The 26,119-nt window shown below is 62.9% G+C and carries 21 protein-coding genes and 1 tRNA gene; 10 read left to right on the top strand and 12 right to left on the bottom strand.

Going from position 1 to position 26,119, the window contains the following annotated elements:
* Positions 1-25: 25 nt before the first annotated feature.
* From NKH23_RS24580 to NKH23_RS24595, 4 genes are all read left to right on the top strand, one after another.
* A complete protein-coding gene (locus NKH23_RS24580; protein ID WP_353015872.1) occupies positions 26-673 on the top strand; it encodes a hypothetical protein in 648 nt (215 codons plus the stop codon).
* A 31-nt stretch (positions 674-704) separates the two neighbouring features.
* On the top strand, positions 705-1,439 hold the full coding sequence (locus tag NKH23_RS24585) for a 16S rRNA (uracil(1498)-N(3))-methyltransferase (protein WP_352715455.1): 735 nt from the start codon (positions 705-707) through the stop codon (positions 1,437-1,439).
* Positions 1,440-1,625: 186 nt separating this feature from the next.
* Complete coding sequence (locus NKH23_RS24590; RefSeq protein WP_352715458.1) at positions 1,626-2,999, top strand: glutamate--cysteine ligase; 1,374 nt, start codon at positions 1,626-1,628, stop codon at positions 2,997-2,999.
* Between the two features lie 105 nt (positions 3,000-3,104).
* A complete protein-coding gene (locus NKH23_RS24595; RefSeq protein ID WP_353015870.1) occupies positions 3,105-4,085 on the top strand; it encodes a DUF937 domain-containing protein in 981 nt (326 codons plus the stop codon).
* 348 nt (positions 4,086-4,433) lie between these two features.
* Here the strand turns inward: NKH23_RS24595 and NKH23_RS24600 are convergent, their stop codons facing one another.
* Positions 4,434-4,724, bottom strand: a complete 291-nt coding sequence (locus NKH23_RS24600) for a DUF1127 domain-containing protein (protein ID WP_353015868.1) — start codon at positions 4,722-4,724, stop codon at positions 4,434-4,436.
* A gap of 178 nt (positions 4,725-4,902) precedes the next feature.
* On the opposite strand from NKH23_RS24600, the gene NKH23_RS24605 reads away from it, so the two are divergent.
* From NKH23_RS24605 to NKH23_RS24615, 3 genes are all read left to right on the top strand, one after another.
* Positions 4,903-5,859, top strand: coding sequence for a LysR substrate-binding domain-containing protein (locus NKH23_RS24605; RefSeq protein ID WP_023716458.1), 957 nt, complete (start codon positions 4,903-4,905; stop codon positions 5,857-5,859).
* 74 nt (positions 5,860-5,933) lie between these two features.
* Complete coding sequence (xseA, locus tag NKH23_RS24610; protein ID WP_352715465.1) at positions 5,934-7,499, top strand: exodeoxyribonuclease VII large subunit; 1,566 nt, start codon at positions 5,934-5,936, stop codon at positions 7,497-7,499.
* A gap of 7 nt (positions 7,500-7,506) precedes the next feature.
* Positions 7,507-8,634, top strand: a complete 1,128-nt coding sequence (locus NKH23_RS24615; protein ID WP_352715468.1) for a DmpA family aminopeptidase — start codon at positions 7,507-7,509, stop codon at positions 8,632-8,634.
* Positions 8,635-8,694: 60 nt separating this feature from the next.
* On the opposite strand, the gene NKH23_RS24620 is transcribed toward NKH23_RS24615, so the two are convergent.
* The 4 genes from NKH23_RS24620 to NKH23_RS24635 form a co-directional block, all read right to left on the bottom strand.
* Positions 8,695-8,949, bottom strand: coding sequence for a hypothetical protein (locus NKH23_RS24620; protein WP_352715470.1), 255 nt, complete (start codon positions 8,947-8,949; stop codon positions 8,695-8,697).
* A 577-nt stretch (positions 8,950-9,526) separates the two neighbouring features.
* A complete protein-coding gene (locus tag NKH23_RS24625; RefSeq protein WP_352715472.1) occupies positions 9,527-9,871 on the bottom strand; it encodes an Atu4866 domain-containing protein in 345 nt (114 codons plus the stop codon).
* The gene (locus NKH23_RS24630; protein ID WP_353015866.1) at positions 9,871-10,599 is read right to left on the bottom strand and encodes an SDR family oxidoreductase; all 729 of its coding nucleotides are present in this window, start codon (positions 10,597-10,599) and stop codon (positions 9,871-9,873) included. Before NKH23_RS24630 ends, NKH23_RS24625 begins: the two co-directional genes overlap by 1 nt.
* A gap of 91 nt (positions 10,600-10,690) precedes the next feature.
* Positions 10,691-11,443, bottom strand: coding sequence for an SDR family NAD(P)-dependent oxidoreductase (locus tag NKH23_RS24635; protein WP_352715475.1), 753 nt, complete (start codon positions 11,441-11,443; stop codon positions 10,691-10,693).
* Between the two features lie 137 nt (positions 11,444-11,580).
* Here NKH23_RS24635 and NKH23_RS24640 point away from each other — a divergent pair, with 137 nt between their 5' ends.
* Positions 11,581-12,504, top strand: a complete 924-nt coding sequence (locus NKH23_RS24640; protein WP_352715478.1) for a LysR family transcriptional regulator — start codon at positions 11,581-11,583, stop codon at positions 12,502-12,504.
* A 44-nt stretch (positions 12,505-12,548) separates the two neighbouring features.
* Here the strand turns inward: NKH23_RS24640 and NKH23_RS24645 are convergent.
* Together NKH23_RS24645 and NKH23_RS24650 are read right to left on the bottom strand one after the other, a co-directional pair.
* A tRNA-His gene (locus NKH23_RS24645) sits at positions 12,549-12,625 on the bottom strand.
* A 333-nt stretch (positions 12,626-12,958) separates the two neighbouring features.
* A complete protein-coding gene (locus NKH23_RS24650) occupies positions 12,959-13,414 on the bottom strand; it encodes a phasin (protein ID WP_352715481.1) in 456 nt (151 codons plus the stop codon).
* A gap of 250 nt (positions 13,415-13,664) precedes the next feature.
* Here NKH23_RS24650 and NKH23_RS24655 point away from each other — a divergent pair, with 250 nt between their 5' ends.
* Positions 13,665-17,420 carry a PAS domain S-box protein gene (locus NKH23_RS24655; RefSeq protein WP_353015864.1) on the top strand — a complete coding sequence of 1,252 codons (3,756 nt, stop codon included), beginning with the start codon at positions 13,665-13,667 and terminating at the stop codon, positions 17,418-17,420.
* A 283-nt stretch (positions 17,421-17,703) separates the two neighbouring features.
* On the opposite strand, the gene NKH23_RS24660 is transcribed toward NKH23_RS24655, so the two are convergent.
* Positions 17,704-19,662, bottom strand: a complete 1,959-nt coding sequence (locus tag NKH23_RS24660; protein ID WP_352715486.1) for an acetoacetate--CoA ligase — start codon at positions 19,660-19,662, stop codon at positions 17,704-17,706.
* A gap of 182 nt (positions 19,663-19,844) precedes the next feature.
* On the opposite strand from NKH23_RS24660, the gene NKH23_RS24665 reads away from it, so the two are divergent.
* Positions 19,845-21,695 (top strand): AsmA family protein, encoded by a 1,851-nt coding sequence (locus NKH23_RS24665; RefSeq protein ID WP_352715487.1) that lies wholly within the window; start codon positions 19,845-19,847, stop codon positions 21,693-21,695.
* An 8-nt stretch (positions 21,696-21,703) separates the two neighbouring features.
* Here NKH23_RS24665 and NKH23_RS24670 read toward each other — a convergent pair whose 3' ends face one another.
* The 4 genes from NKH23_RS24670 to NKH23_RS24685 all read right to left on the bottom strand — a co-directional run bounded on the left by NKH23_RS24670 (position 21,704) and on the right by NKH23_RS24685 (position 25,811).
* Positions 21,704-22,522, bottom strand: a complete 819-nt coding sequence (locus NKH23_RS24670; RefSeq protein WP_353024927.1) for an ABC transporter permease — start codon at positions 22,520-22,522, stop codon at positions 21,704-21,706.
* On the bottom strand, positions 22,519-23,487 hold the full coding sequence (locus NKH23_RS24675; protein WP_353024929.1) for an ABC transporter permease subunit: 969 nt from the start codon (positions 23,485-23,487) through the stop codon (positions 22,519-22,521). The genes NKH23_RS24670 and NKH23_RS24675 overlap by 4 nt, the downstream gene beginning before the upstream one ends.
* A gap of 9 nt (positions 23,488-23,496) precedes the next feature.
* Complete coding sequence (locus NKH23_RS24680) at positions 23,497-24,636, bottom strand: ABC transporter ATP-binding protein (RefSeq protein ID WP_353024931.1); 1,140 nt, start codon at positions 24,634-24,636, stop codon at positions 23,497-23,499.
* A gap of 77 nt (positions 24,637-24,713) precedes the next feature.
* Positions 24,714-25,811, bottom strand: coding sequence for a polyamine ABC transporter substrate-binding protein (locus NKH23_RS24685; RefSeq protein WP_352715494.1), 1,098 nt, complete (start codon positions 25,809-25,811; stop codon positions 24,714-24,716).
* Positions 25,812-26,119 lie beyond the last annotated feature (308 nt).

Raw genomic sequence — 26,119 nt, forward strand, 5'->3', positions numbered from 1 at the left:
GCATTGCAGCCAACAGGGAATGCCTATGCCACTACAAAACCGGGTCGATCCGTTCGGCGCCATCCATGCCGTGCCGGAGCGCGGCCTGTTCATGGGCAATCGCGGCATCATTCACGACCCCGAGACCAGAACGCTGTTGAAGAAGCGCTGGGCGCTGCAAGCCTGGATCATCTGCGTCTGCGAATACGGCGACGTGCGGCGCGAGCCGATGGGGCGCAACCGGGCTGGCGGCAAGGCCGGCTGGACCGAGCTGTTTTTCCTCGACGAGGTGACGGCACTTGCCGCCGGGCACCGGCCCTGCTTCTTCTGCCGGCGCGAGCGGGCCAGGGATTTTGTCCAGCGCTTCGGCGACGCCTTCGGCATTGCCGAGCCACGCCCGCCGCAACTCGACAAGCGCCTGCACAAGGAGCGCCTGGCATCGGGCGGACCGGCGCCGAGACTGAAACCGGAGGCGCTTGCGGACTTGCCGGACGGCACGATGATCTCGTCGGGAAACAGGGCGTACGCCCTGTTTGACGGCGCCGCGCTGCCCTGGAGTTTCGGCGGCTATGGCGAACCGGTGGGATTCGGCGGTTTTACCGACAGTCCAATCCGCCTGCTCACGCCGGCGACAACTGTTTCGGTGCTAAGGCAGGGCTACAAACCTGTCTGGCACGCCACAGCGGAGACTTGACGCCGGGGACAGCCTCGACCATTCCTCGACGATGCGCGCCAATTACAAGATGCAGCGGCTGTTCGTGCCAGACGGGCTTGGACCGGATACCGAGTTCGACATCGGCCCGCAGCAGAGCCATTATCTCTCGCATGTGCTGCGGCTCGGCGAAGGCGCCGAGCTTCTGGTCTTCAACGGTCGCGACGGCGAATGGTCGGCGGCGATCGCCACGAAGTCGAAGAAAGCTGTACGCCTGAAGGTGCTGGAGCTGCAGCGGCCGCAGCCGCGGCTGCCCGATCTCATCTATTGCTTCGCGCCGCTGAAGCAAGGACGGCTCGACTACCTCGTGCAAAAGGCGGTGGAGATGGGCGCCGGCATCCTGCAGCCGGTCATCACCCAGCATACGCAAGTGGCAAAACCCGGCATCGAGCGCCTGCGCGCCAATGTCGTCGAGGCGGCCGAACAATGCGGCATATTGGCGGTGCCGGAGCTGCGCGAGGCGGAAAAATTCGAGCGCCTGCTCAGCAACTGGGACCGAGAGCGGCGGCTGATCTTCTGCGATGAGGACGCATCGACCAATAATCCCCTGCCCGCATTGCAGGCGGTGCGGGAGAACAAGCTCGGTCTGCTGGTCGGGCCGGAGGGCGGCTTTTCCGACGAGGAACGCAGGATGTTGAGAGCCCAGCCCTTCGTTACCGCCATTCCGCTCGGGCCGCGCATCCTGAGGGCGGATACGGCGGCGGTGGCGGCACTGGCGCTGATCCAGGCGACAATCGGCGATTGGTGATCAATTCCAGTTACCCTCTGGCTCAGGATTTTTCGCTTGATCGGCTACTGACATTTCGTCCATCTAGCGCCGGCGGTGGGCGCGCGTCCTTTCGGGCGCGCAAAGGACGCTGTAGCATATTGATTGGGCACCTGATCCTTTCCGAAAATCGAAGCCGGTTTTCGGGGTCATGTGCGGAGGGCTATTATGGCGCGCGATACTACCGATTTCCGGCCGATAGAAGGCGTCGACGAACTTGTCGAACACCTGGCCGAAGGCAACAAGCCGCGCGACAAATGGCGGATCGGCACCGAGCACGAGAAATTCCCATTCTATGTCGACGGCAATGCGCCGGTGCCCTATGGCGGCGAGCGCGGCATCCGCGCCATCCTCGAAGGCATGCAGAACAAACTCGGCTGGGACCCGATCATGGATGCCGGCCGCATCATCGGCCTGGTCGAGCCGACCGGCCAGGGCGCGATCTCGCTGGAGCCAGGCGGCCAGTTCGAGCTGTCCGGCGCGCCGCTGGAGACGATCCACCAGACCTGCCGCGAAGGCAATGCGCATCTGGCGCAGGTGCGCGAGATCGCCGAACCGATGGGCATTCGTTTTCTCGGCCTTGGTGGCAGCCCGAAATGGTCGCTGGCCGAGACGCCGAAGATGCCGAAATCGCGCTACGAGATCATGACCCGCTACATGCCCAAGGTCGGCACCAAAGGCCTCGACATGATGTACCGGACCTGCACGATCCAGGTGAACCTCGACTTCGAGAGCGAGGCCGACATGCGCCGCAAGATGCAGGTGTCGCTGAAGCTGCAGCCACTGTCGACGGCGCTGTTTGCCAACTCGCCCTTCACCGAAAGCCGGCCGAACGGCTTGCAGAGCTGGCGCGGCGAGATCTGGCGCGACACCGACAATCAGCGCTCCGGCCTGCTCGACTTCTGCTTCTCGCCCGATTTCGGCTTTGCCGATTATGTCGAATGGGCGCTCGACGTGCCGATGTATTTCGTCATCCGCGACGGCCAGTACCACGACATGACGCACGTCACCTTCCGCCAGTTCATGGCAGGTGCTGCCCGCAACGAATTGCCGGACGGGCTGCCGACGATGGGCGACTGGGCGAACCATCTGTCGACGCTGTTTCCGGACGTGCGGCTGAAGCGCTTTCTCGAAATGCGCGGCGCCGATGGCGGGCCGTGGCGGCGTATCTGCGCGCTGCCGGCCTTCTGGGTCGGGCTGCTCTATGACGCGGCGGCGCTCGACGCGGCCGAGGCGCTGACTTCGAGCTGGAGCTATGACGAAGTGCTGGCAATGCGCAACGCAGTGCCGGAACAGGGCATTTCGGCGCCCTTCCGCAACACGACGTTGCGCGAGATCGCCCGCGACGTGCTCATCATCTCGCGCATGGGACTGAAGAACCGCGGCCGCAAGAACCGCGACGGCTACGACGAGACCTCGTTCCTCAACACGCTCGACGAGGTCGTCGCGCGCGGCACCACCAGCGCCGAAGAGATGCTCTCGGCCTACCACACACGCTGGGGCGGCTCGATCGAGCCGGTGTTCATGGAATACGCGTATTAACGCTTCGCTATCCGCTTGGCCGATGGTCCGGCAAATTTGCTTCAATCAGTGATGGAAACGAACTAGGCTTCTTCTCCAACGAGGATTTTCCCGGAGGAGAAAACAATGCCTTCCTTGTTCGATATTCTGGCGCAGGCCCAGAACGGCAACGGCATGCAGGCGCTGGCCCAGCAGTTCGGGCTTTCGCAGCAGCAGACGCAGGCGGCGGTCGCGGCGCTGCTGCCGGCCTTTTCGCAGGGGCTGAAGCGCAACACGGCGGACCCTTATGGACTCGGCTCCTTCATGACGGCGATGGCCAGCGGGCAGCATGCCAAATATTTCGAGGATGCAAGCCGGGCCTTCTCGCCGCAGGGCCTCGATGAAGGCAACGGCATTCTGGGGCATTTGTTCGGCTCGAAGGACCTGTCGCGCGCAGTCGCCAGCCAGGCCGCGCAGGCGAGCGGCGTCAGCCAGCAGGTCCTGCAGCAGATGCTGCCGGCAATCGCCTCGATGATGATGGGCGGATTGTTCAAGCAGACCACCAACCAGCTAGGCGGGCAGATGCATGCGGCAGGCGGTGGCGGCAATCCGCTCGGCGAGCTCATCGAGCAGATGATGCGGCAGGCGGGCGGCGGCAGCCAGGCGCCGCAACAGACGCAGAGCCCTTACGGCGACAACCCGCTCGGCAAGGTGTTGCAGGACATGTTCGGCGGTGCGCAACAGCCGCAGAACCAGCCTCGGCAGACACAGAACCCTTATGGTGACAATCCGCTCGGCAAGGTGCTGCAGGATATGTTCGGCGGCGGCGCACAGCAGCCGCAAAACCAGCCGCAGCAGACACAGAACCCCTATGGTGACAATCCGCTCGGCAAAGTGCTGCAGGACATGTTCGGCGGTGGCGCACAACAACCGCAGCCGCAGCCGCGTCAGGCGCCCCAGCAGCCCCAGGCGCCGCAGCCGCAGGCCAATCCGAGCGGCAGGCCGAGAAATCCGTTCGACGACCTGTTCGGCAAGATGTTCGAGACGGGCGCCCAGCAGCGCGACGACTACCAGAAAGGCATGGAGTCGATCTTCGACCAGTTCAAGCAGGGCATGGGCCGGCGGTAGGGCTTGTCGCTGACCCACGCGGCGTCGTCATCCTAGGGCGGAGCAAGGAGCGAAGCGACGCGGCGCAGACCCCAGGATCCATGCCGTGAATTGGGAGCGCCGTTGCGGTGCAAAATTCAGCTCCGCTGCATCCTCGGTTGAGGTCACGGCATGGATCCTTGGGTCTGCACTCCGCTTCGCGTCGCTACGCCCAAGGATGACGAAGCAGAGGAAAAATGCCCGGTCCTGGGAGGACCGGGCAGCGCGCAGGCTGGCCGGGGGGATCCGGCAGGGAGTGGGGAGCCTGCGTAACTTGGTGGCGTCGTGCCTCAAAAGGGTTCAATGCGCCCGAACGGCGAAACCACGCGATCAGGCCACCTTGCGGGCAAGATCCTCGATCGTTTCGGCGCGCTCGACCGCGATAACGCGAAGCCTCTCGGTCGGATCGCGGCCAAAGAGTACACCGACAGCGACGTGCAGGTCGGCGCGGGTCAGGCCGATGTCGGCGAGCTCGGCATCCGACATCTCGCCGAGGCGATAAAAGGCGCGGCGGTTTTTCCAGGCGCGGTAAACATTGGCAGCGGCATTGGCCACGCGCGTCGCAACGGCCGGACGCGAGGTGATGCGCGAGGTCTCGGTAGCGAAATCAAACGTAGCCATGTCGGTCTCCTTCACATTCGAACGGGCGAAACCGGTCGATCGGGCGCTGGCGACAGCGGCCGTTCCGGCTTCGATTCACATGCCTTCATGTGGACAATGCGAATTTGCCACGGCGCGATTGATTAATCCAACGAATGTTTCTAATCTTTAGCATCAGCATCAATGATGGATTAGGCCGATGAAAGCGCCGCTCGATCTCGATCAGTTGCAGACCTTCATCTCGATTGTCGACACCGGCAGCTTTACCCGCGCGGCGGAAGCGGTGCATCGGACCCAGTCTGCGGTGTCGATGCAGATGCGGCGGCTGGAGGAACGGATCGGCAAGCCGCTGTTCGAAAAAGACGGCCGCACCAACAGGCTGACCGAGGAAGGCGACAGACTGCTCTCCTACGCAAGGCGGCTGCTCTATCTCAACAAGGAAACACTGGCCGCCTTCGACGACCGCCGGCTCGAAGGCACCATCCGCATCGGCACGCCGGACGATTATGCCGATCGCTTCCTGCCAGAGATCATGGCGCGGTTTGCCCGTTCCAACCCGCATGTCGAACTGACCGTTATCTGCGAACCGACGCCGGGACTGGTCGAACACATCAAGCGCGGCAATCTCGACCTGGCGCTGGTGACGCACAACGACGCGCGCGGCCAGTCGGAAGTGGTGCGCCGCGAACCGCTGCTGTGGGTCACCTCGGCCAACCATGCGACGCATGAACAACCGATCCTGCCGATGGCCTTCGGCCGGCCGAACTGCATCTGGCGGCGGGCCGCCGCCGACGTGCTCGACCAGCAGAACCGCGACTACCGCATCCTGTTCACCAGCTTCTCGGCTACCGTCATCGCCGCGGCGGTGCTTTCCGGCCTGGCGATCTCGGTGCTGCCGGAATGCGCGCTGCGGCCCGGCATGCGGGTGCTGGGCGAGGCCGACGGTTTCGGCGCCCTGCCCGATTGCCGTATCGGCATCATGCGCGGCCAGACCTCGCGGCCGGAGATCGTCGATGCGCTCGCGCGCCACATTTCGGAGAGCCTCGACAATATTTCCGTGCCGCTCGGCGAGGAGACCGGCACGTTCGATTTCGCCGCCCTCGCCTTCGCCAAGATGAAGCGGACCAAGCCGAACCAGATCCTGCCGGGCTGGTGAGGGATCGCGCAATTGGGGCGTACATCGAACACGGCCGCCTTGACGGCGGGCAACAACCGTCCCCCAATCGGCCGATGAGCGACGCAGCATCCGAATCACGCACCAACGCCACCGAATATACGGTGAGCGAGATTTCCGGCGCGCTGAAGCGTACGGTCGAGGACGTCTTCGGCAATGTACGGGTGCGCGGCGAGATTTCCGGCTATCGCGGACCGCATTCCTCCGGCCATGCCTATTTCTGCCTGAAGGACGATCGCGCGCGGCTCGACGCCGTGGTGTGGAAGACCACGATGAGCCGGCTGAAATTCCGTCCAGAGGAAGGCATGGAGGTGATCGCCACCGGCAGGCTCACCACCTATCCCGGAAAATCCAATTACCAGATCGTTATCGACAATCTCGAGCCGGCCGGTGCCGGTGCGCTGATGGCGCTGCTGGAAGAGCGCAAGCGCCGGCTGCAGGCTGAAGGCCTGTTCGATGCGGCGCGCAAGCGCCGGCTGCCGTTCATGCCGTGCGTCATCGGCGTGGTCACCTCGCCGACAGGCGCCGTCATCCGCGACATCATCCACCGCATCAAGGACCGGTTTCCGCTGCACGTGCTCGTCTGGCCGGTGCGGGTGCAGGGCGAGACGGCGGGTGCGGAAGTGACTGCTGCCGTCAACGGCTTCAACGCACTGCCATGGGACGGCGCCATCGCGCGGCCCGATCTGTTGATCGTGGCGCGCGGCGGCGGGAGCCTGGAGGACCTGTGGGGCTTCAACGACGAAGCGCTCGCCCGGGCCGTCGCCGCATCGGGCATTCCGGTGATTTCCGCCGTCGGCCACGAGACCGACTGGACGCTGATCGATCTGGCGGCGGATGTGCGGGCGCCGACGCCGACAGGCGCCGCCGAGATCGCCGTGCCGGTCAAGGTCGACCTCGAAGCGACGCTTGCCGGCCTTGGCGCGCGGTTGAAGACCGCACTGTCGCGCAATTTCGAACGCAAGCGGCAGGCGGCACGCGCGGCAGCCCGGGCACTGCCCTCGCCCGACCAGTTGCTGGCGCTGCCGCGGCGGCGCTTCGACGAGGCGACGAGCCGGCTCGGCCGGGCGCTGTCGGTCAGCGTCGAGCGCAAGCGGGGCAGGCTTCTGGGGCAGCGGCTGACGCCGGCCACCTTGTCGCGGCGCATGAACGAGGCGCGCACACTGACCCGTCGCGACCTCGCCCGTGCGCAAGCGGCATTCTTCGCCATCGTGCGCGAGCGTCGGGCGCGGTTTTCGCGCACGGCCGCGAGACTCTCACCGGCGCCGATCGCCAGACGGCAGAAACTGCAAGGCGATGCCCTGCTGGCACTGACACGGCGGCAGGACCAGGCGATTTCAAGACGGCTGGACCGCCTGCGTGGAAAACTGACGCAGGCCGACCGGCTGCTGGCGACGCTCTCGCACAAGGCCGTGCTGGCGCGAGGCTTCGCGCTGGTCAAGGATGTGGACGGCGCCGTGGTCAAGCACGCGGCAGAAGTTGTGTCGGGGATGGCGCTTTCGCTGGAGTTCGCCGACGGCACCGCCGATGCAGTCGCCATCAGTGGCACGGCGCGGCCGAAGACGGTTGCCAAGCCCGCGGCCAAGCTCAAGGCGCCGGGCGGCCAAGGTTCGCTTTTCTGAGGAAAAAATGACCGACCCGCATCTTGCGACGCCCTCGGGCAAACTGCGCGCCCGCGCCTTCGCGATCCCATTCGATGGCACGCCAAGCCGCTTCAATGCCATCACCGATGTGCCCGGCGTGACGGTCGGCTATACCACGCTGATCTCAGGGGACGGGCCGCTCGTCGTCGGCAAGGGTCCGGTACGCACCGGCGTGACCGCGATCCTGCCACGGCCCAGAGACGAGTTGGCCGTCCCTGCGTTTGCCGGCGTGTTCAGCGCCAATGGCAATGGCGAACTGACCGGCTCGCATCTGATAGAGGAGCTCGGAGCGTTCAACCTTCCCATCACCATCACCAACACGCATTCCTGCGGCGTCAGCCGCGACGCAACGTTGCGCTGGATGCAGATGGTGCTGCCGCAATCGCTCGACAGCGCCTGGGCGCTGCCGGTGGCGGGCGAGACTTACGACGGCTTCCTCAACGATATCAACGGCCATCATGTGAGCTTCGAGCACGTGTTTTCCGCGCTCGAAACGGCTGAAACCGGGCCGATCGAAGAGGGTAGCGTCGGCGGCGGCACCGGCATGATCACCTTCGGCTTCAAGGCAGGGTCCGGCACATCCTCGCGCAGCGTCGACTGGAACGGAGCGCGCTTCACGATCGGCTGCTTCGTCCAGTCGAATTTCGGTGCACGGCGAAACCTCGTGATCCGTGGCATCAGGGCCGGAGCAGAACTCGCCGAACCGGCGATCCGGGACAACACGCCGCGAGCGGAAAAGAGCTCGATCATCGCGATCGTGGCCACCGATGCGCCGTTCATGCCGCATCAGATGAAACGGCTGGCGAAACGCGTGCCGCTCGGCGTCGCGCTGACCGGCGGCTATGGATACAATTCATCCGGCGATATTTTTCTGGCCTTCAGCACGGCCAATGCCGATGCCGCGCGCGGCGCGGCCGGCAAGCTGGTCAGCGCCGGCTATATACCGGATGCCGACATCAACCCGTTCTTCGACGCCGTCGTTCAGAGCGTGGAGGAAGCAATCCTCAATGCTCTGGTCGCCAATGAAGACATGACCGGGCGCGACGGCAATTTCGTGCCAGCATTGCCGAAAGGGTGGCTTAAGGAGAGATTTGGCAAAGCTGCGCGGCGATGAGACGGCGCAACTGCATCAGACAGGCAATGTTGGCCCGGCAGGTTTTGCCGGGGCGATCCGTCAGCCGGCAGGCTTGTTCGAGTTCCGCTCGTCCTGTTCGGCCTCGGCCGCCTCTTCGAGCCTCGAAGCAATGAGTTCCTGAATGTCGCCGACCTCTTCCTGAATATCCTCCAGGGGTATGCCGGCTTCGGCGGCCTTGGCCGCACATTCCCTGGCGAGGGTCTCGGCCTGCTTCTCGATCCTGGCTGGCGAGGGCTGGCAGTGGACTTTTTCGCCAATCCACCCGCGCAGGAACTCGATCGCGTGTTCACTCATACTGCTGTTTCCCTAGCGGCTATGCCGGTTGGTAATCATAAACGTCGGCATCTTCGAAAAGATGCGTGCTGCCATTCGAGCCGAGTCGGCTTCGCCCGGCAAGCCGAACTTGTCCGAGGTCCACAGAGCTGAAGGGAATGGAGGGTTCAAGGAGCACGTTCTAGTTCTTGAGGACTGATTCTCTCGACGAAACTCGTTCGACCCGCGCTATTGTTTCTATTTGCTTTTTTTCGATTTTCAAGCCGTTTTAGATCACAATAAATGTCACAATAGCTAGCACTTTTACCGCGCTCTCGCTGGCAAGACGTAAAAGGCGAGCCGTCAAAGCCGCCGCTATATAGTGACAACCATTTGCAATGTCGACTCTGCTCGCGATCCTGCTTCTTTCCGCCGCGCTTGCTGGGAAATATGTGGTGTGACGGTATCGCCGATGCAACGCTGAGCGCCTCGGGCGAGGCGTGCAGTATTTTTCCGCAGGCAATCTGATGGCATTCGAGGAAATGGGCGGCGATAACTGGATCGAAATGCCGTCAGCCACCATCGTTGGTTCTCAAAATCCCTGTCTCGACCCGGCTCTCTACCGCTGGCGATAGAAGATCATGCCGCCATGATAGAGAACGCCTTCGACGAACTCACCATCCGCGGTGAAGCCCGTATCGTCCCAGTATTCTACGTGGTTGCCCTGGACTTCATAGCGTCCCCGGTAGGCGCTCTCGCGGTCACCGCGCGCCTCGTCATAACGGCCGTTCGGCAGGAGTTCGTGCCTGATATGGCGATCCTCGGTGACCCACAGTCCGACGTAAGGATGATCTTGGTGCGTCATTGGTTCCTCTGCAAGGATTGGAGTTGAAGGAAGGGTCAGGCCGGTTGGAGCTACAGAAACGGCAATACCCGTAAGCACTGCGGCCAAAGTGGATCGCATCAATGCGCCGCCTTCGTCGGACGCACGACGATCTCGTTGACGTCGACATCGTCGGGCTGTTCGATTGCGTAGCGCACGGCCCTGGCGATCGCATCGGGTTGCAGGGCAATAGCACGCCACGCTTTCATGGCAGCGGCAGCGGCTTCGTCGGAGATCGTGTTCGCCAGCTCGCTTTCCACCACGCCAGGATGAATGCAGGTTACGCGGATATCGTCACTCTCCTGGCGGAGCCCATCGCAAATCGCGCGGACAGCGTATTTCGTTGCGCAATAAACGGCAGCCGTGGGCGAGACGGCCAGTGCGCCGATGGAACCGATATTGATGATATGCCCGGAGCCACGTGCCGTCATCTCAGGCAGGACCGCCGCGATGCCGTACAGAACACCCTTGATGTTGACGTCCACCATCAGCTCCCACTCGTCGACCTTCATAGCTGCCATGGCCGACAGCGGCATGACGCCCGCATTGTTGACGATGACATCGACCTGGCCCCATTCGGCCCGGGCGGCATCGGCGAATGCTGCGACATCCTCCCTCCTGGTGACGTCGAGCGCTCGCACGCGAACCGTTCCACCAGCTGCCTCGATTTCGGCCGCAAGCGCTTCAAGGCGGTCGGTGCGGCGTGCGCCGAGGATCAGCTTCGCACCTGCCGCGCCAAGTTCGCGGGCGATGCCAGCACCGATGCCGCTGGAGGCACCGGTGATCAGAACAACTTTGTTCATCGTCATCGAGATGATCCTTTTGGTTCTGTGATTATTTTCACGATGTGAAGGGATGGCGTGCGGGTGAGCTCCCGCGGTGCGTCAGCCTTATTTGGGGTCACTGGGCGGTGTAGCCACCATCGACCAGAAGCAAGGCCCCGGTGATGAAGCTGGATGCCGGCGAGGCAAGAAAGGCGATGGCCTCGGCAACTTCTTGCGGCTGGCCGATCCGGCCGATTGGATGCGCGTTGCCAAAGCTGCGCAGCATCTCCCGGCCATTCTCCACCACACCTTCCATGATGTCGGTTTCGATCACGCCAGGGGCAACGGCGTTGCAGCGAATGCCCATGCGCCCATATTCGATCGCGATCACCTTGGTCAGCTGTGCGACGGCCGCCTTGGAGGAGGCATAGGCCGCCTGCGTCTCGAAGGCCGCGACGGCCGAGATCGACGAGACATTGACGATCGCGCCGCCACCGCTGGCGGCCATCAATTCCACCGCGGCACGGGCGGTGACAAAGCTGCCGCGCGCATTGATCTGCAGAATGCGGTCATAGTCGTCGACCGAGGTCTCGGTCAGACGTTTGTTGAGCGTGCGACCGGCATTGTTCACGACGATGTCCAGTCGTCCGAAGCGCTTCGCGGCGAGTTCGACCGAGCGTCTGGCCAGATCCTCGTCGGCGACATCGCCGACCAAGGTCGCCACATCCTCGGCTTCCAATTCGCGTACGCTGTCGCTGAGATCGCTTGCCACGATCCGGGCGCCCCGCGCCCGCAGCAGTTCCGCCGCGCAGCGGCCGATGCCGCGTGCCGCGCCCGTCACGAGGGCGACTTTTCCATCCAGGTCCCAGGAGGAAGGGGGTGATGTCATGGAATATCTCCTTTGTCGGCCGGCTTCGGCTTGGATCGGGAGGATCAAGCCTTCTTGCCGTTGCGACAGAGATAGAGCCATGGCATTGTCGCGATAACCCGCCCGCTGTTAACCTCCATGGTAAGTATGGCTAACCAATGGACATCGATCTCAATGCAATTGCCGTCTTCGTCGCCGTGGCCGAGGAACGCAATTTTCGCGCTGCGGCAGACCGTCTGGGCGTGACTCGCTCGGCGGTAAGCCAGAGCATCCTCAGGCTTGAACAGCGCCTTGGCATCGCATTGCTGCAGCGCACGACACGCAGCGTTAACCTGACCGAAGCGGGCGAGAGCCTGCTGGCGAGCGTCGCACCGGCGATAGCCGATGTGAACGCGGCAGTCGAAGCCACCACGGAATTTCTGGACAGCCCGCGCGGCCGCCTGCGGATCGCGGTTTCGTCGATCGCAGAGGCCTTTCTGTCGGGACCGTTGCTGGCGTCCTTTGCAGAAAGGTTTCCCGAGGTGCATCTGGATATTGTCGTCACCGACGAGGAATTCGACATCGTTGCCGAAGGCTATGATGCGGGAGTGAGGCTCGGCGAAGTGATCGAGCAGGATATGATTGCAGTGCCGGTATCGGGCGATCAGCGACAGATGGCCGTCTGCGCCCCGCGCTATCTCGAAAAGTTCGGAGCACCCGCCCATCCGCGCGAGCTTGTGGCTCATCGCTGTATCGGCTGGCGGCCGGCGCCGGGAGTTTCGCCCTATCGGTGGGAGTTTGGCGAGGACGGGCGCGAGTTCGACGTGGCGGTTGCGCCCGAGATCACCACCAACGACATGTGGCTGATGATCCGGCTGGCCGTTGCTGGCGCCGGGATCACGTTCGGCATGGCGGACACATTCCGCCCCTGGATCGACCGCGGCGAGCTCGTGCAAATCCTCGACGGCTATTTTCCGCCGTTTGCGGGCTTCTATCTTTATTTTCCCAGCCGACGGAATATCGCGCCGAAGCTGAGAGCCCTCGTGGATCACCTGCGCGGTGCGCGTCAGGCGGGATCGCAGGTGACCGCGCCAGGGTCGTAGAGATCGCTTGGCGCTATTGGTCAGAAACCTGGCTGAAAGCTGAATGGTACCGTTGGCTGGGATCGAACCAGCGACCTCCGGATCCACAATCCGGCGCTCTAACCATCTGAGCTACAACGGCACGCTTGCCCGAGCGAGATCCAGACGGAACGTTCCCGCTCTGTCGTTCGGCGATGCGTCCATACGGGCTATCGGAGTTTAATTCAAGGCTTTTGGCAAAGCAAAAGATCGCTCCGGCATCGCGTCATTTTTCGCCGGACAAAGAAAAGGCCGGCGGGAGGAGGTGCCGGCCTTTTCCTGTTACGAGCCAGCGGGAGGAGGTGCTGGCTGGTTATCCCGGTGAGCAGAGGGAGGAGGTTCCACCCGCCGGGTATTCACTTAGACCACTATATCGCACATCTATTTGTCTGACGAAATGCGACCTTTTGATGCATCATCAAACTGTGTGCAAATATTAGGCGATCTTAATTTCTTTCACGGCCTTCTCGAAGGCGGTCTTGATCGGCTTGGATACGTCCTCGGCCGCCTTGGCAGCAACCGCCTGGAAGTCCTTGGCCTGCTCGACGGTCATTTCGACGCGCTTGCGCAGGAAAGCGGTCTGCAACTCGACGACTTCCGACAGCGACTTGGCGCCGATCAGGGCCTCGAAATGCGAGAAGCCGGCTTCGGCATTGGCGCGCAGGGCGGCGATGGTCTTGAGCGACAGCTCGCTGGAAACGGTTTTGGCGGTCTCGTAGGTCGACTCCAGAGCTTTCTGGGTCTCCTCGGCGCCGGTCTTCAGCTTGGCATAGGCCTCTTTCGACTGCTCGACGCCCTTTTCGGCGAAGGCGCGAATCTGGTCGGTGGCCTTGGAAGCGTCGAAGCTCGGGAATTCAACGTTTTCGATCGTGTCAGTCTTGGTCCTGGACATTTTCCATCCTTTTCAGCGCAGCGGCTTTGACAGAAAGCCGTCTCGTTCATCTATCATGGCAATATAAAGGCAAATTTTGTGCATTGCAACATGTTTGTTGCATCGCACCATAATTATTTGTTCGTGGCGTTAACCACGCGCCTAGAGATTCCGTTGGTTGCACGCTATGACTTGTGGACCTTCGCGCCGTCGGCTTTTATTAACAAAGCGTTAACCGCAAATTGCCCGCTCTGTGAGGGTCGCCAAGCGCATGCCGGCTGAAAACTACTCCTTCCTCGATGTCGCCGTGCTCGACGCCGTCCGCCTGCGCTTCGCCGCAGGCGACGCGATCGCCATTCTGTCGGCAGATCTCGAGCAGGTGATCTGGGCCAACGGTCCCGGCGCAGCGGTATTCGGCTATCCCGACATCGGCGCGATCATCGGCGCCTCGGCAGGATTGCCGCTGATCGCCAGGCGCCAGATCATGGCGACCAGCGGTTTTCCGCAGATCGGCCGCGACCGTGCCATCACCGTCCGGCTGGCGACCGGCCTGACCAGCCGCGCGGTTGGCTTCCTGGCCAGCGCGGTGACCATGCCCGATGGCGAGGAAGCAATCATGCTGGCGCTGCCGGCGGCGCAGACCGGCTCGCGCAGTGCGGCCGAGATCGCCGATCGCGCCATCAGTGGCTTTACCGAAGATGGCCACTACATCGCCTTTGTCGACGCCAAGGGCAATATCGACGCCGCATCGGACGGCTTTTCGGCGCTCGGCATCCGGCCTGAGACGCTGGCCGCACTTGTCGCCGACGTGGCGAACGAGAGCGACCGCATCGTCAAGCGCCTGGTTCCGGGTGGATCCAGCTCCTATCCGGCGGGCCTTGCCCGGCTGACGGACGAGCGGCACCTGCTGGTGGTGATCGACGAGGACCGGCTTGAGGGCGAGGCTCCTGTCGCCGAGCGCGTTGGCGCGGAAAGCAGCAGCGAGGCAGCAGCGGCGCCGAGCGATGGCGATCTTCCCCAGCCAACGGATCAGGACAACGAGCAGCCAATCGCCAGCACCGGCGCGGCGGAGATCAACCTTGCAGCGATGGAAGGCACCTCCGCATCGGCGGAGCACGAACCTGCCGACGCGGCTGACGATCAGCACACGGCTGGCGAAGCGCCAACGCAGCATGACCATTGGTACTTCAATGCCGGCGACGACGCGCAGGTCCCGCCCGGGGCAGCTGCGTCCGGCAAAGTCGAGACCAGCCCGGACGCTTCGCAGGCCGGCGCGGATGCTTCGCCGGAAAGCGCCGCAAAAGCCACCAAAGCCGCCTCCCCGGCCGAACGCCGCGCTTCGGTGATCGATCGCACCGCCGCGCCCATGCGTTTCGTCTGGCGTACCGACGCGGAGGGCCGGTTCAGCGCCCTGTCGCCGGAATTTGCCGAGCTCGTCGGCAAGCCTGCCGCTGACGTGATCGGACGCCGGTTCGAGGATGTTTCGGCCGCCTATGGCCTCGATGCTTCTGGCGAGATTGCCGGCCTGCTCGAACGGCGCGACACTTGGTCCGGCCGCTCCGTGCTGTGGCCGGTCGCCGGCACCGATCTGAAGATACCCGTCGATCTGGCGGCGCTCCCGGTTTACAGCCGCAGCCGCGTTTTCGAAGGTTTTCGCGGTTTCGGCGTGGCAAGGAGCGGCGATGCGGTGGTCGATCCCAATGCCGTCGGCAAGGCCCTTGTCGCCGAGGAGAAGCCTGCCGAGACCATCGAGCCGAAAGCCGTTGAACCTCTCCCCGAGACACCGAAACCCGCCGATCCGTTCAGGGGCGAAGTGCCGGCATTGACCATCGTGCCAAAGCCCGAGCGGCGCTTTGCCGACAAGGTGATCCGGCTGGCCGAGCACCGGCAGCCGGCCAACGACAAGGGCCTGTCGACGCTGGAACGCAGCGCGTTTCGCGAGATTGGCGAGCGTCTCAAGAAGGACAACACCCCGGCCGAAGAACAGCCCAGCGCCGGAAGGCCGAAGCCGGTTGCGACCAAAGTGGAGGCAGCCGGCAAGGCCGACGAGCCAAAGCTGAAAGAAGCCGGCCCGACGGACAAGGGTGAGATGCCGGCACAAGGTCTGGAAAGCGGGGCGGCTGCCGCCGAACCGCCCGAGGCCGATGCCGAGGACCAGAAGGATCTTGCCCGGCTCGACGGCGAGCAGCCCGATGATGCGGTAGCAGAGGCGCAAGCCGGCGAACCCGTCACACTTCCTGTTTCCGGATCGCTGCTCGACTATGCCGACCGCGAACCCAGCGATGAAGCGCAGGAAGGCGTTGAGCCCAACACGAACCGTCGAACGATCGTCGCCGAAGCGCCGCAGGATGGCGACGACGACAGCATGACGGCCGAAGATTTCCGTGACGCCGAGGACAGCGAGGATTGGTCCGAGGACAGCGCAGCCGCAGCCGACGTTGCCGGCCAGGTGCCGCCCATCGAGCGGCCGCAGGCACCGCCGCTCAAACTCGACGGCTTCGTGCCGTCGGCGTTTGCCGGAGAGGACAACAAGGGGCCCGATACCTCGATCCTCGGCAAGCTGCCAGTGCCAGTGCTTATCCATTCCGGCGACCAACTGCATTACGCGAACGACGAATTCCTCGGCTTGACCGGCTATGCAACGCTCAATGCCCTGGACGAGGCCGGCGGGCTCGGCGCCCTGTTTGCCGACCCTTATGCGGACGACGGCAGTTCCGACGGCGGCGACCGCGCTCTGCGGCTGAAGACGCGCGACGGTCAGGAGTTTCCGATCGACGCGATTTTACGCTCCGTCCCCTGGGGAAACGGCAAGGCGCTGATGCTGGTCGTACGCCGTTCCGGCGACGACGAAGTAGCAGCCATTCCACATGGCGCCGCCGACGACCAAACGCAGCCGGATGTTTCCGAGCTCAAGGCACGCATTGCCGAAATGCGCACCATCATCGACACCGCCACCGACGGCGTCGTGCTGATCGGCCGTAACGGAACGATCCGTTCAATTAGCCGTCCGGCGGAAGCGCTGTTCGGCTTCGACAGCGACGAGGTGACCGGCAAACCGTTCGTCTCGCTGTTTGCGATCGAAAGCCAGCGCGCGGCGCGTGACTATCTCGAGGGGTTGTCGGAGCCCGGCGTTGCAAGCGTGATGAACGATGGCCGCGAGGTGATCGGACGCGAGGCGCAGGGGCGCTTCATTCCGCTGTTCATGACCATCGGCAGGCTGCCCAACGACAGCGGCTTCTGCGCGGTGGTGCGCGACATCACCCAGTGGAAGCGGGCCGAAGAGGACCTGACCCAGGCGCGCGCGGTCGCCGAACGCGCCTCGTCGCAGAAGACCGATTTTCTGGCCCGCATCAGCCACGAGATCCGCACACCGCTCAACGCCATCATCGGCTTTTCCGAGCTGATGGTCGACGAGAAATTCGGGCCGGTGGCCAATGACCGCTATCGCGACTATCTGCGCGACATCAACCGTTCGGGCAACCACGTGCTCGATCTGGTCAACGACCTGCTCGACATTTCGAAAATCGAGGCCGGCCAGCAGGAGATGGCCTATGAGGCGGTGTCGCTCAACGACACACTGGCCGAAACCGTGGCGATGATGCAGCCGCAAGCCAACCGGGAACGCGTCATCATCCGCTCCAGCTTCGCCTCGCGGCTGCCGGAAGTGGTGGCCGATCTGCGCAGCGTGCGGCAGATCGCGCTCAACATCCTGTCGAACGCCGTCCGCTACACGCAGGCCGGCGGCCAAGTGATCGTGTCGACGGCCTACGAGATCTCCGGCGATGTCGTCATGCGCGTGCGCGATACCGGCATCGGCATGAGCCAGTCCGAGATCGAGCAGGCGCTGAAGCCGTTCAAGCAGATCAATGCACTGAAGCGCGGCCGCGGCGACGGCACCGGTCTCGGGCTGCCGCTGACCAAGGCGATGGTCGAAGCGAACCGTGCCCGGTTCACCATCAACTCGACGCCCGGCGAGGGAACCTTGGTCGAAGTCGCCTTTCCCTCGACCCGCGTGCTCGCCGGTTAGCTATGGTTGCGCAAAGAAAAAAGGCGTCCAACAGGACGCCTTGAGAAATTGGAATTGCTGTCACAACGGGGCTTGAGCGAATCAGATCCTCTCGGGGCTAAGAGGAACGGGATTTCTCCCTCAAGTTACACACGACTATCGATGCCGGGCCTTAACAAATCCTTACCGCCACGCCGGAAAATTTACCAATGTGTACCACTCATGAAATCTAGGTAAATTCCGAAGAGACAATTCGTTAACGATACCGGAGACCTCAAGACGGGCTCCACCTTGGACCCCGGGGTCAGTCGGCAAGCTGCGGCAGGTTGCGGAACAGCTCGAGCGCTTCAGGATTGGCGAGCGCTTCCTTGTTCTTGATGGCGCGGCCATGCACCATGTCGCGTACCGCGAGCTCGGTGATCTTGCCCGATTTGGTTCGCGGAATATCGCTGACGGCGACGATCTTGGCCGGCACGTGGCGCGGGCTCGCCCCGGTGCGGATTTTCGCGCGGATGCGTTTTTCCAGCTCGGCATCGAGCTCGACGCCGGCCGCCAGCCGCACGAACAGCACGACACGAACGTCATTGTCGAAATCCTGGCCGATGCATAGTGCTTCGAGGATTTCCGGCATTTGCTCGACCTGATTGTAGATCTCCGCTGTGCCGATCCTGACACCGCCCGGATTGAGTGTGGCGTCGGAACGGCCATGGATGATCAGGCCACCATGGACAGTCCATTCGGCGAAATCACCGTGGCACCAGACATTGTCGAAACGTTCGAAATAGGCGGCTTTGTATTTCCTGCCGTCAGGGTCGTTCCAGAAGCCGATCGGCATCGCCGGAAACGCCTTGGTGCAGACGAGCTCGCCCTTCTCCTGGCGGAGCGGCCGGCCGTCATCGTCCCAGACATCGACGGCAAGGCCGAGGCCGGGCCCCTGTATCTCGCCGGTCCATACCGGTTCGATCGGCACGCCGAGCACGAAGCAGGAGACGATATCGGTGCCGCCGGAGATCGAGGCGAGATGCACGTCTTTCTTGATGCCCTCATAGACGAAACGGAAATCTTCCGGCGATAGCGGCGAGCCGGTCGAGGAGATGGTGCGCACGCTGGAAAGATCATGCGTGCGGATCGGCTTCAGGCCGGCCTTGCGCACGGAATCGATGAATTTGGCCGAGGTGCCGAAATACGTCATCTTTTCGGCATCGGCGAAGTCGAACAGCGCATTGCCGTCCGGGTAGAAGGGCGAGCCGTCGTAGAGCAGCAAGGTGGCGCCCGATACCAGGCCCGACACCAGCCAGTTCCACATCATCCAGCCGCAGGTGGTGAAGTAGAAGAAGCGGTCGCCGTCGAGCAGGCCGGCATGCAGCCGTTCTTCCTTGACATGCTGGATCAGCGTTCCGCCGGCCGAATGGACAATGCATTTGGGAATGCCGGTCGTGCCCGACGAAAACAGGATGTACAGCGGATGCGAACACGGCAGCCTCTCGTAGCTGACAGGCCTGGCGCCAAAGGGTGACAGCGCCTCTTCCAGCGAAGCCGCCTTGCCGATGGTCGCCGCGACGTCGAGCGAGGTGCCGAGATAGTCGACAATGAGGACTTTGCGGACGGTGGCGAGCTTGCCCGCCACGGCCGCGATCTTGTCGGCGACTTCGATCGCCTTGCCATTGTACCAGTAGCCGTCCGGCGCGATGAATATGACAGGCTCGATCTGGCCGAACCGGTCGAGAACACCCTGCTCACCGAAATCTGGGGAGCAGGACGACCAGACGGCGCCGATCGAGGCGGCAGCCAGCATCGCAGCAACCGTTTCCGGCATGTTGGGCATCATCGCGGCGATGCGGTCGCCCTTCTTCACCTTGAGCGACAGGAAAAGCTGCTGCAGGCGCGAGGTCAGCGCATGCAGCTCGTTCCAGGACAGCCGCCGCTCGACCTTGTCCTCGCCGCGAAAGACGATTGCGTCGCCAAGCCCGGTTTTCTTCAGGAGATTCTCGGCGAAGTTCAGCTTTGCCTCAGGAAAGAAGGTCGCGCCGGGCATCTTGTCGCCATCGACCAGCACGCGTTCGCCCTTGTCGCCGACGATGCCACAAAAGTCCCAGACCAGGCTCCAGAAGGTCTCGCGATCATCAATCGACCAACGATGCAGGTCGGTATAGGAGGAGAAAGCCTTGCCGGCCATGCTCGCCGCGGCGTTCATGAAGGCGGTCATCGGCGCCGCTTCGATCTGCTCTTGCGTCGGGATCCAGAGCGGTGCGTCGTCAGCCATCATTGTTCCTCCGCAGGCTGCATCGCTTATGCATATCGCGATGCAGCAGGGCAAGATTTTGTTGGACCGCGCCGGTCAGGGTGTGCGCAAATGCCATCGCCGGGCCATAAAGACTTGAAATGCGTCAGCCGTCGGTTACACCCGTCGGGCGATTTTGTCGGAATGGAAGCATACGGGGCGATATGCCATCACCTTTGATCCGACGCGGAATATGGGCGATCGGCGCAGCCGTCATCGTCATCGCGCTGGTTGTCGCAGCCTTGCCGTTGATCGCCTCGACTCGCATCGTACGCGACCGTATCGCGTGGGAAATGAGCGCGTGGAGTGGTTTCCGGGTCACCATCGACGGCGCGCCGCGCATCGAGGTCTGGCCGAATTTCCGGGCGATCCTGAGCGACGTGACGCTGTCGCAATGGACGGAGACGGATGCGCCGCCCGTGGTCGAGGCCGAACGGGTCGAGGTCGACCTCTCGGCCATGGCGGCGCTGCGGGGCGACGTGGTGTTTTCGACAGCGCGGCTGGTGCGACCGACGATCAGGGTCCAGCGTACCGCGAGCGGGTTTTTCCTGCCAGCGATTCCCACCGGCGGGCGCATTACGCGTTCGATCGATGCTGCCCGCGCGGTGATCAACACAAATCCCGCCAAGCCGGATCTCGGCAACCTGCCGACAGATCCGTTCGGCACAGTCGAGTTCAGGGACGGCCGCGTAGTGGCTGCCATCGGCGGCAAGGACCAGGAGATACTGAGCAGCCTGAGCGGCCAGGCGAACTGGGCCGCGATGAACAGCAATGCGACGCTGTCGGCGACCGGGATATGGCGCGGCGAAAGCGTTGCCATCGACGCCGCATCGCCGAACCCGCTTGTGCTGTTTGGTGGCGGCACAGCACCGGTCACGTTTTCCTTCAAGGCGGCACCGGCCAGTTTTTCGTTCGACGGCCGCGCCAGCATGTCGGAAAACGGCTATTTCGACGGCCAGGCAAAATTCGCCGCACCTTCGCTCCGACGCGTGCTCGAATGGTCGCAGGCCGGCATCGCGCCCGGTGCCGCAATCGGCTCGATCTCGGTTTCAAGCAAGATCACGGCGACGGCCGGGCGCATCAAATTCGAAAACACAGCCCTGACCCTCGACAACAATCCCGGAATGGGCGCGCTGGACTTCACCTACGGCGAGGCACTGCCGGTGATCTCCGGCACACTTGCTTTCGATACGCTCGACCTCAGATCGTTTCTCTCCGCCTTTACCCCGGTGCCATCCGCCGGCGGCACCGGTCCGGGCGAAATCGATACGAGCTTCGCCGACCGGATCAATCTCGATCTCAGACTGTCGGCGGCGCATGCCACGGCCGGCGCCATCCAGCTTGCCGACGTCGCCGCCACCGCCCAGGTCAAGAACGGCCTTGCCGTCTTCGACATCTCGGATGCATCCGCCTTTGGCGGCAACGTCCAGAGCAGCGTCCGTTTCGACCGCAAGCCCGCCGGCACCGAAGTCGAGATCCGGCTGCTCGCTTCCGATATCGACGGCGGCGCTTTCGGCACCGCGGCCGGGATGACGCGGCTGGTGCCGATCGGCACTGGAACCGTTTCGGTCATCCTCAAGGGGCCTGGCAGAACCTGGGACTCCATTTTCGAAAACGCCAATGGCTCGCTGTCCGCGACGTTCGGCGCGGGTGCGCTGAGCCGGCTTAACCTGCCGGCGTTCCTCAAGCACACCGAACAGGGCGGATTCTTCGCGCTGGACGACGTCTCGGACGGAACGCTGCCGATCGACGGGGCCGAGCTCAAGGCGAGCATTTCGAACGGCGTGGCGCGCATCGACAAGGCCGAGGTGAATTCCGCGCAATACAAGATCTGGCTTTCCGGCATCGCATCCTATGCCGGACGCGGGCTGGCACTGTCCGGCGGCATCGTCCAGCCGAGCCAGGCTGCCACGCAGACGAACGGCCAGGCGCCCAAGCAGTCGTCGTTCTTCGTCGGCGGCACGTGGAGCACGCCGTTCATCTCGCCGATAAGCCGCGGCGTCTCGGGAGAGTAGCGAGCCCTTCAACCTCGCTGCGCGGCCCGCTCGTCGCGCTGGCGCTGCACCTCGCGCCGTTTGTTTGCGAGCGAAGCGATGATCACGCCAACTGCGACGACCGCGATCAAGATGGTGCAGGCCGCGTTGATTTCCGGCGTCACGCCAAGGCGAACCTGGCTGTAGATCTTCATCGGCAGCGTCGTGGCGCCAGGCCCCGAGGTGAAGCTGGCAATAACCAGATCGTCGAGCGACAGCGTGAAGGCCAGCATCCAGCCGGAGACGATAGCCGGCATGATAACCGGCAGCGTGATCTGGAAGAAGGTCTTCACCGGTGGCGCACCGAGGTCCATCGCGGCCTCTTCCAGCGAACGATCGAAAGTGATCAGGCGCGACTGAACCACTACCGCAACGAAGCACATGGTTAGCGTTGTGTGGGCAAGCGTCACCGTCAGAAAGCCGCGGTCGAGGCCGACGGCGACGAAGAGCAGCAGCAGCGACAGGCCGGTGATGACTTCAGGCATGACCAGCGGCGCAAACACCATGCCGGAAAACAGCAGCCGGCCGCGAAAGCGCGTGTAGCGTGTCAAGGTGAGCGCCGCCAGCGTGCCGAGCACGGTCGCCACGGTTGCCGAGATGACGCCGACCCGGGCCGTCACCCAGGTGGCGTCCATCAGACCCCGGTTGTGGAACAGCGAGACGTACCATTTCGTCGAGAAGCCGCCCCAGACGGTGACCAGCTTCGACTCGTTGAAAGAGAACACGACGAGCAGGACGATCGGCAGGTAAAGAAAGGCAAAGCCGAGCACGATCGAAATGATGTTGAAGCGGCTCCAGGTCGCATTCATTGGTCCTGCTCCTGGGCGCGCGCCTGGGCTCGCTGGAAGAGCATGATCGGCACGATCAGCAGCAGCAGCAAGATCACGGCGACGGCGGACGACACCGGCCAGTCACGGTTGGCGAAGAACTCGTTCCACAGCGTCCTGCCGATCATCAGTGTCTGCGAGCCGCCGAGCAGGTCGGGGATGACGAACTCGCCGACGGCAGGAATGAACACCAGCAGGCAGCCGGCGATCACGCCGGGCAGCGACAGCGGGAAGGTGATTTTCCAGAAGGCGCTGGTCGGCGGGCAGCCAAGATCCTTGGCCGCCTCGATCAGCGTATGGTCCATTTTCTCCAAGGACGAATAGAGCGGCAGCACCATGAACGGCAGATAGGAGTAGACGATGCCGATGAAGATCGCCGTATAGGTGTTGAGGATGATCAGCGGCTGACTGATGATGCCGCTGGCGAGCAGCAGCTGGTTGAGCAGGCCCTCGGGCTTGAGGATGCCGATCCAGGCGTAGACACGGATCAGGAACGAGGTCCAGAATGGCAGGATCACCAGCATCAGCAAGGTCGGGCGGATCGTCGCCGGGGCGCGCGCCATGCCATAGGCTATGGGATAGCCGACCAGCAATGTCAGGACCGTCGAGATGGCGGCGACGATGACGCTCGTCACATAGGCGTTGAAGTAAAGCGCATCCTGCGTCAGCCAGGTATAGTTATCGAAATTGAGCGCGCCGAATTCCGAGATAAACCCGGAAATGCCGCTGCGGAAATCGAGGACTGGCGTGTAGGGCGGCATGGCGATCGCCGTCTGCGACAGCGAAATCTTGAAGACGATGATGAAGGGGACGAGAAAGAAGAACAGCAGCCAGAGATAGGGCACGATGATGACGAGACGGCTAACGAAGGCCGCTCCCAGCCTGACCAAGGCGGATTTGCCGGCAGCGCTTGCCGGAGAGCTTGTTGCGGCAGTGACAGCGGACATGATCAGTTCCTACCGTGTCAGGACGACGCCGGCGTCGGGGCGGAAAGAAACCCAGGCGCGGTCGTTCCAGGTCAACGGGTCCTCGGTGAGGCGTGCCGCATTCATGGTGCTCGCCCGCACCACCTGACCGTCATCCAGCCTGACGTGATAGACGGTCATGTCGCCGAGATAGGCTATGTCGTAGACCTCGCCCTCAATGGCGTTGACGGCGCCGGCCGGTTTCGTGGAGGACACCTTGATCTTCTCCGGCCTGATGGCGAAGGTGACGGATGTTCCGGCGGCGACACTGCCGGCATTTTCGGTCCGGATGGTGATGCCGTTGCCGGCATCGATGCTCGCACTGCCAGCCTCGCCAGCCGCGATCTTGCCGTCGAACATATTCACATTGCCGACGAAGCCGGCGACGAAGCGGGAACCCGGCGCTTCGTAGACCTCGGCCGGCGTCGCCACCTGCATCACCTCGCCCTTGTCGATGATGGCGATGCGGTCAGCCATCGTCATCGCCTCTTCCTGATCGTGGGTGACGACGACGAAGGTGAGGCCGAGGTTCTGCTGCAAATCCATCAGCTCGAACTGGGTTTCCTCGCGCAGCTTCTTGTCCAGCGCGCCAAGCGGCTCGTCGAGCAGCAGGACTTTCGGCCGCTTTGCCACCGAGCGGGCGAGCGCGACGCGCTGTCGCTGGCCGCCCGATAATTGGTGCGGCTTGCGCTTGGCGAACTGCTCGAGCTTGACCAGCTTCAGCATTTCGGCGACGCGTTTTTCGATGTCGGCCTTGGCCATGCCTTCCTGCTTGAGGCCGAATGCGATGTTGTTCTCGACCGTCATGTGCGGAAACAAGGCGTAGGACTGGAACATCATGTTGACCGGCCGCCGGTAGGGCGGAATGCCGCGCAGATCCTGGCCGTCGAGCAGGATACGGCCGGCGGTCGGCTCCTCGAAGCCGGCAAGCATCCTGAGCAGCGTCGACTTCCCGCAGCCTGAGGCCCCGAGCAGAGCAAAGAATTCGCGTTCGAAGATGGTCAGCGACAGATTGTTGACCGCAGTGAAGTCACCGAACTTCTTGGTGACTTTGTCGAACTGGATGTATGGCTTGGCATTCGGATCGTTCCATGGCGCGAAATCCCTGCGGATGCTGCCAAGCGATTTCATGTCCCACTCCGTCCTGCTGCTTGCCCCGTTGAGCAGACACCCCGGCAGCCGGCTGCCGAGGTATCTGATCAGACTATCTATTGACCGGTGACGATCTTGGTCCAGGTGCGGGTGATGATGCGCTGGGTCTTGGGATCGTACGGCGAGACGGTGTAGAGCTTCTGCAAGGTGGCAGCGTCCGGATAGATCGCCGGATCTTCCAGGATCGCCTTGTCGATGAACTGCTGCGAAGCCTTGTTGCCGTTGGCGTACAGAACGGCATTTGATGATTTGGCGATCACTTCCGGCTTCATCATGTAGTTGAGGAATTCGTGTGCCTCGGCGACGTGCGGTGCATCGGCCGGTATCGCCATCTGATCAAACCATATCTGCGCCCCTTCCTTCGGCACGGAGTAGCCGATTTCGACACCCTGCTTGGCTTCATCGGCGCGGTCGCGCGCCTGGAAGATGTCGCCCGAGAAGCCGACCGCCAGGCAGATGTCGCCGTTGGCCAGGGCGTTGATGTATTCGGAAGAGTGGAACTTGCGGATATAGGGCCGGACCTTGAGCAGAGCCTCCTCGGCCTTGGCAATATCGTCGGCAGACGTGCTGTTCGGGTCAAGACCGAGATATTTCAATGCAGCCGGTATCATGTCCGCCGGCGAGTCCAGCACATAGACGCCGCAGTCCTTCAATTTGGCCAGGCTTTCTGGATTGAAGAACACGTCCCAGCTGTCGATCTTGTCGGAGCCAAGTGCCGCCTGCACTTTCTTGATGTTGTAGCCAATTCCGACCGTTCCCCACATATAGTTGACCGAATATTCGTTACCGGGGTCGTATTCATTGGTCCGCTCCGAAATAACATCCCACAAGTTGGAAATATTCGGCAGTTTCGATTTGTCGAGCTTCTGGAACACACCCGCCTGGATCTGGCGCGCAAGGAAATTGCCGCTGGGCACGACGACATCGTAGCCGCTGCCGCCGGCGAGCAGTTTCGTTTCCAGTATCTCGTTGGAATCGAAAGTGTCGTAGACGACCTTGATGCCGGTTTCCTTGGTGAAGTCGTCGATGATCGAACTGTCGATATAGTCCGACCAGTTGAAGACGTTGACGACACGATCCTCGGCATGCGCGCCCAAGCTAAAAGCTGCCAGAAACGCCGAAGTCGCCGAAAGCCAGAGCGCTTTGCGGATCATGCTATTCTCCTTTGATGAGTGTTCCGTCGCCAGCACGTCGCGGCGTCCGCGCGGCTGGGCATTTGCTTCAGGGTATTGGGCTTGCAGGCAGGCGACAAGCGGGAATTGCCGGCGCCATTATGACCCGGCGGCGAGCCGACAGCAAAGACTTGGCGTGGCGTTGGTGGTGTTCCTGCGCCGTCAGAAGCTTTCGCTACGGCGCGGGCAGGGAGACGACGATGTTGTCCGGCCTCGATGCGGCCGGCATGGAGACTTGGCAAGATACGCCTGTCTTGTTGTTGCCGTGATCGCAGCCTGCCCGCGCGGCT

Origin of the sequence: Mesorhizobium sp. M1328 (genome assembly GCF_040318075.1) — a bacterium.
Taxonomy (GTDB): domain Bacteria; phylum Pseudomonadota; class Alphaproteobacteria; order Rhizobiales; family Rhizobiaceae; genus Mesorhizobium.

Coding starts and splice junctions, on each gene's coding strand:
- NKH23_RS24640 (WP_352715478.1), top strand. CDS start 11,581: ATGGACATCGATCTCAATGCAATTGCCGTCTTCGTCGCCGTGGCCGAG.
- NKH23_RS24665 (WP_352715487.1), top strand. CDS start 19,845: ATGCCATCACCTTTGATCCGACGCGGAATATGGGCGATCGGCGCAGCC.
- NKH23_RS24590 (WP_352715458.1), top strand. CDS start 1,626: ATGGCGCGCGATACTACCGATTTCCGGCCGATAGAAGGCGTCGACGAA.
- NKH23_RS24655 (WP_353015864.1), top strand. CDS start 13,665: ATGCCGGCTGAAAACTACTCCTTCCTCGATGTCGCCGTGCTCGACGCC.
- NKH23_RS24685 (WP_352715494.1), bottom strand. CDS start 25,811: ATGATCCGCAAAGCGCTCTGGCTTTCGGCGACTTCGGCGTTTCTGGCA.
- NKH23_RS24635 (WP_352715475.1), bottom strand. CDS start 11,443: ATGACATCACCCCCTTCCTCCTGGGACCTGGATGGAAAAGTCGCCCTC.
- NKH23_RS24580 (WP_353015872.1), top strand. CDS start 26: ATGCCACTACAAAACCGGGTCGATCCGTTCGGCGCCATCCATGCCGTG.
- NKH23_RS24660 (WP_352715486.1), bottom strand. CDS start 19,662: ATGGCTGACGACGCACCGCTCTGGATCCCGACGCAAGAGCAGATCGAA.
- NKH23_RS24605 (WP_023716458.1), top strand. CDS start 4,903: ATGAAAGCGCCGCTCGATCTCGATCAGTTGCAGACCTTCATCTCGATT.
- xseA (WP_352715465.1), top strand. CDS start 5,934: ATGAGCGACGCAGCATCCGAATCACGCACCAACGCCACCGAATATACG.
- NKH23_RS24630 (WP_353015866.1), bottom strand. CDS start 10,599: ATGACGATGAACAAAGTTGTTCTGATCACCGGTGCCTCCAGCGGCATC.
- NKH23_RS24615 (WP_352715468.1), top strand. CDS start 7,507: ATGACCGACCCGCATCTTGCGACGCCCTCGGGCAAACTGCGCGCCCGC.
- NKH23_RS24600 (WP_353015868.1), bottom strand. CDS start 4,724: ATGGCTACGTTTGATTTCGCTACCGAGACCTCGCGCATCACCTCGCGT.
- NKH23_RS24680 (WP_353024931.1), bottom strand. CDS start 24,636: ATGAAATCGCTTGGCAGCATCCGCAGGGATTTCGCGCCATGGAACGAT.
- NKH23_RS24670 (WP_353024927.1), bottom strand. CDS start 22,522: ATGAATGCGACCTGGAGCCGCTTCAACATCATTTCGATCGTGCTCGGC.
- NKH23_RS24595 (WP_353015870.1), top strand. CDS start 3,105: ATGCCTTCCTTGTTCGATATTCTGGCGCAGGCCCAGAACGGCAACGGC.
- NKH23_RS24650 (WP_352715481.1), bottom strand. CDS start 13,414: ATGTCCAGGACCAAGACTGACACGATCGAAAACGTTGAATTCCCGAGC.
- NKH23_RS24620 (WP_352715470.1), bottom strand. CDS start 8,949: ATGAGTGAACACGCGATCGAGTTCCTGCGCGGGTGGATTGGCGAAAAA.
- NKH23_RS24625 (WP_352715472.1), bottom strand. CDS start 9,871: ATGCGATCCACTTTGGCCGCAGTGCTTACGGGTATTGCCGTTTCTGTA.
- NKH23_RS24585 (WP_352715455.1), top strand. CDS start 705: ATGCGCGCCAATTACAAGATGCAGCGGCTGTTCGTGCCAGACGGGCTT.
- NKH23_RS24675 (WP_353024929.1), bottom strand. CDS start 23,487: ATGTCCGCTGTCACTGCCGCAACAAGCTCTCCGGCAAGCGCTGCCGGC.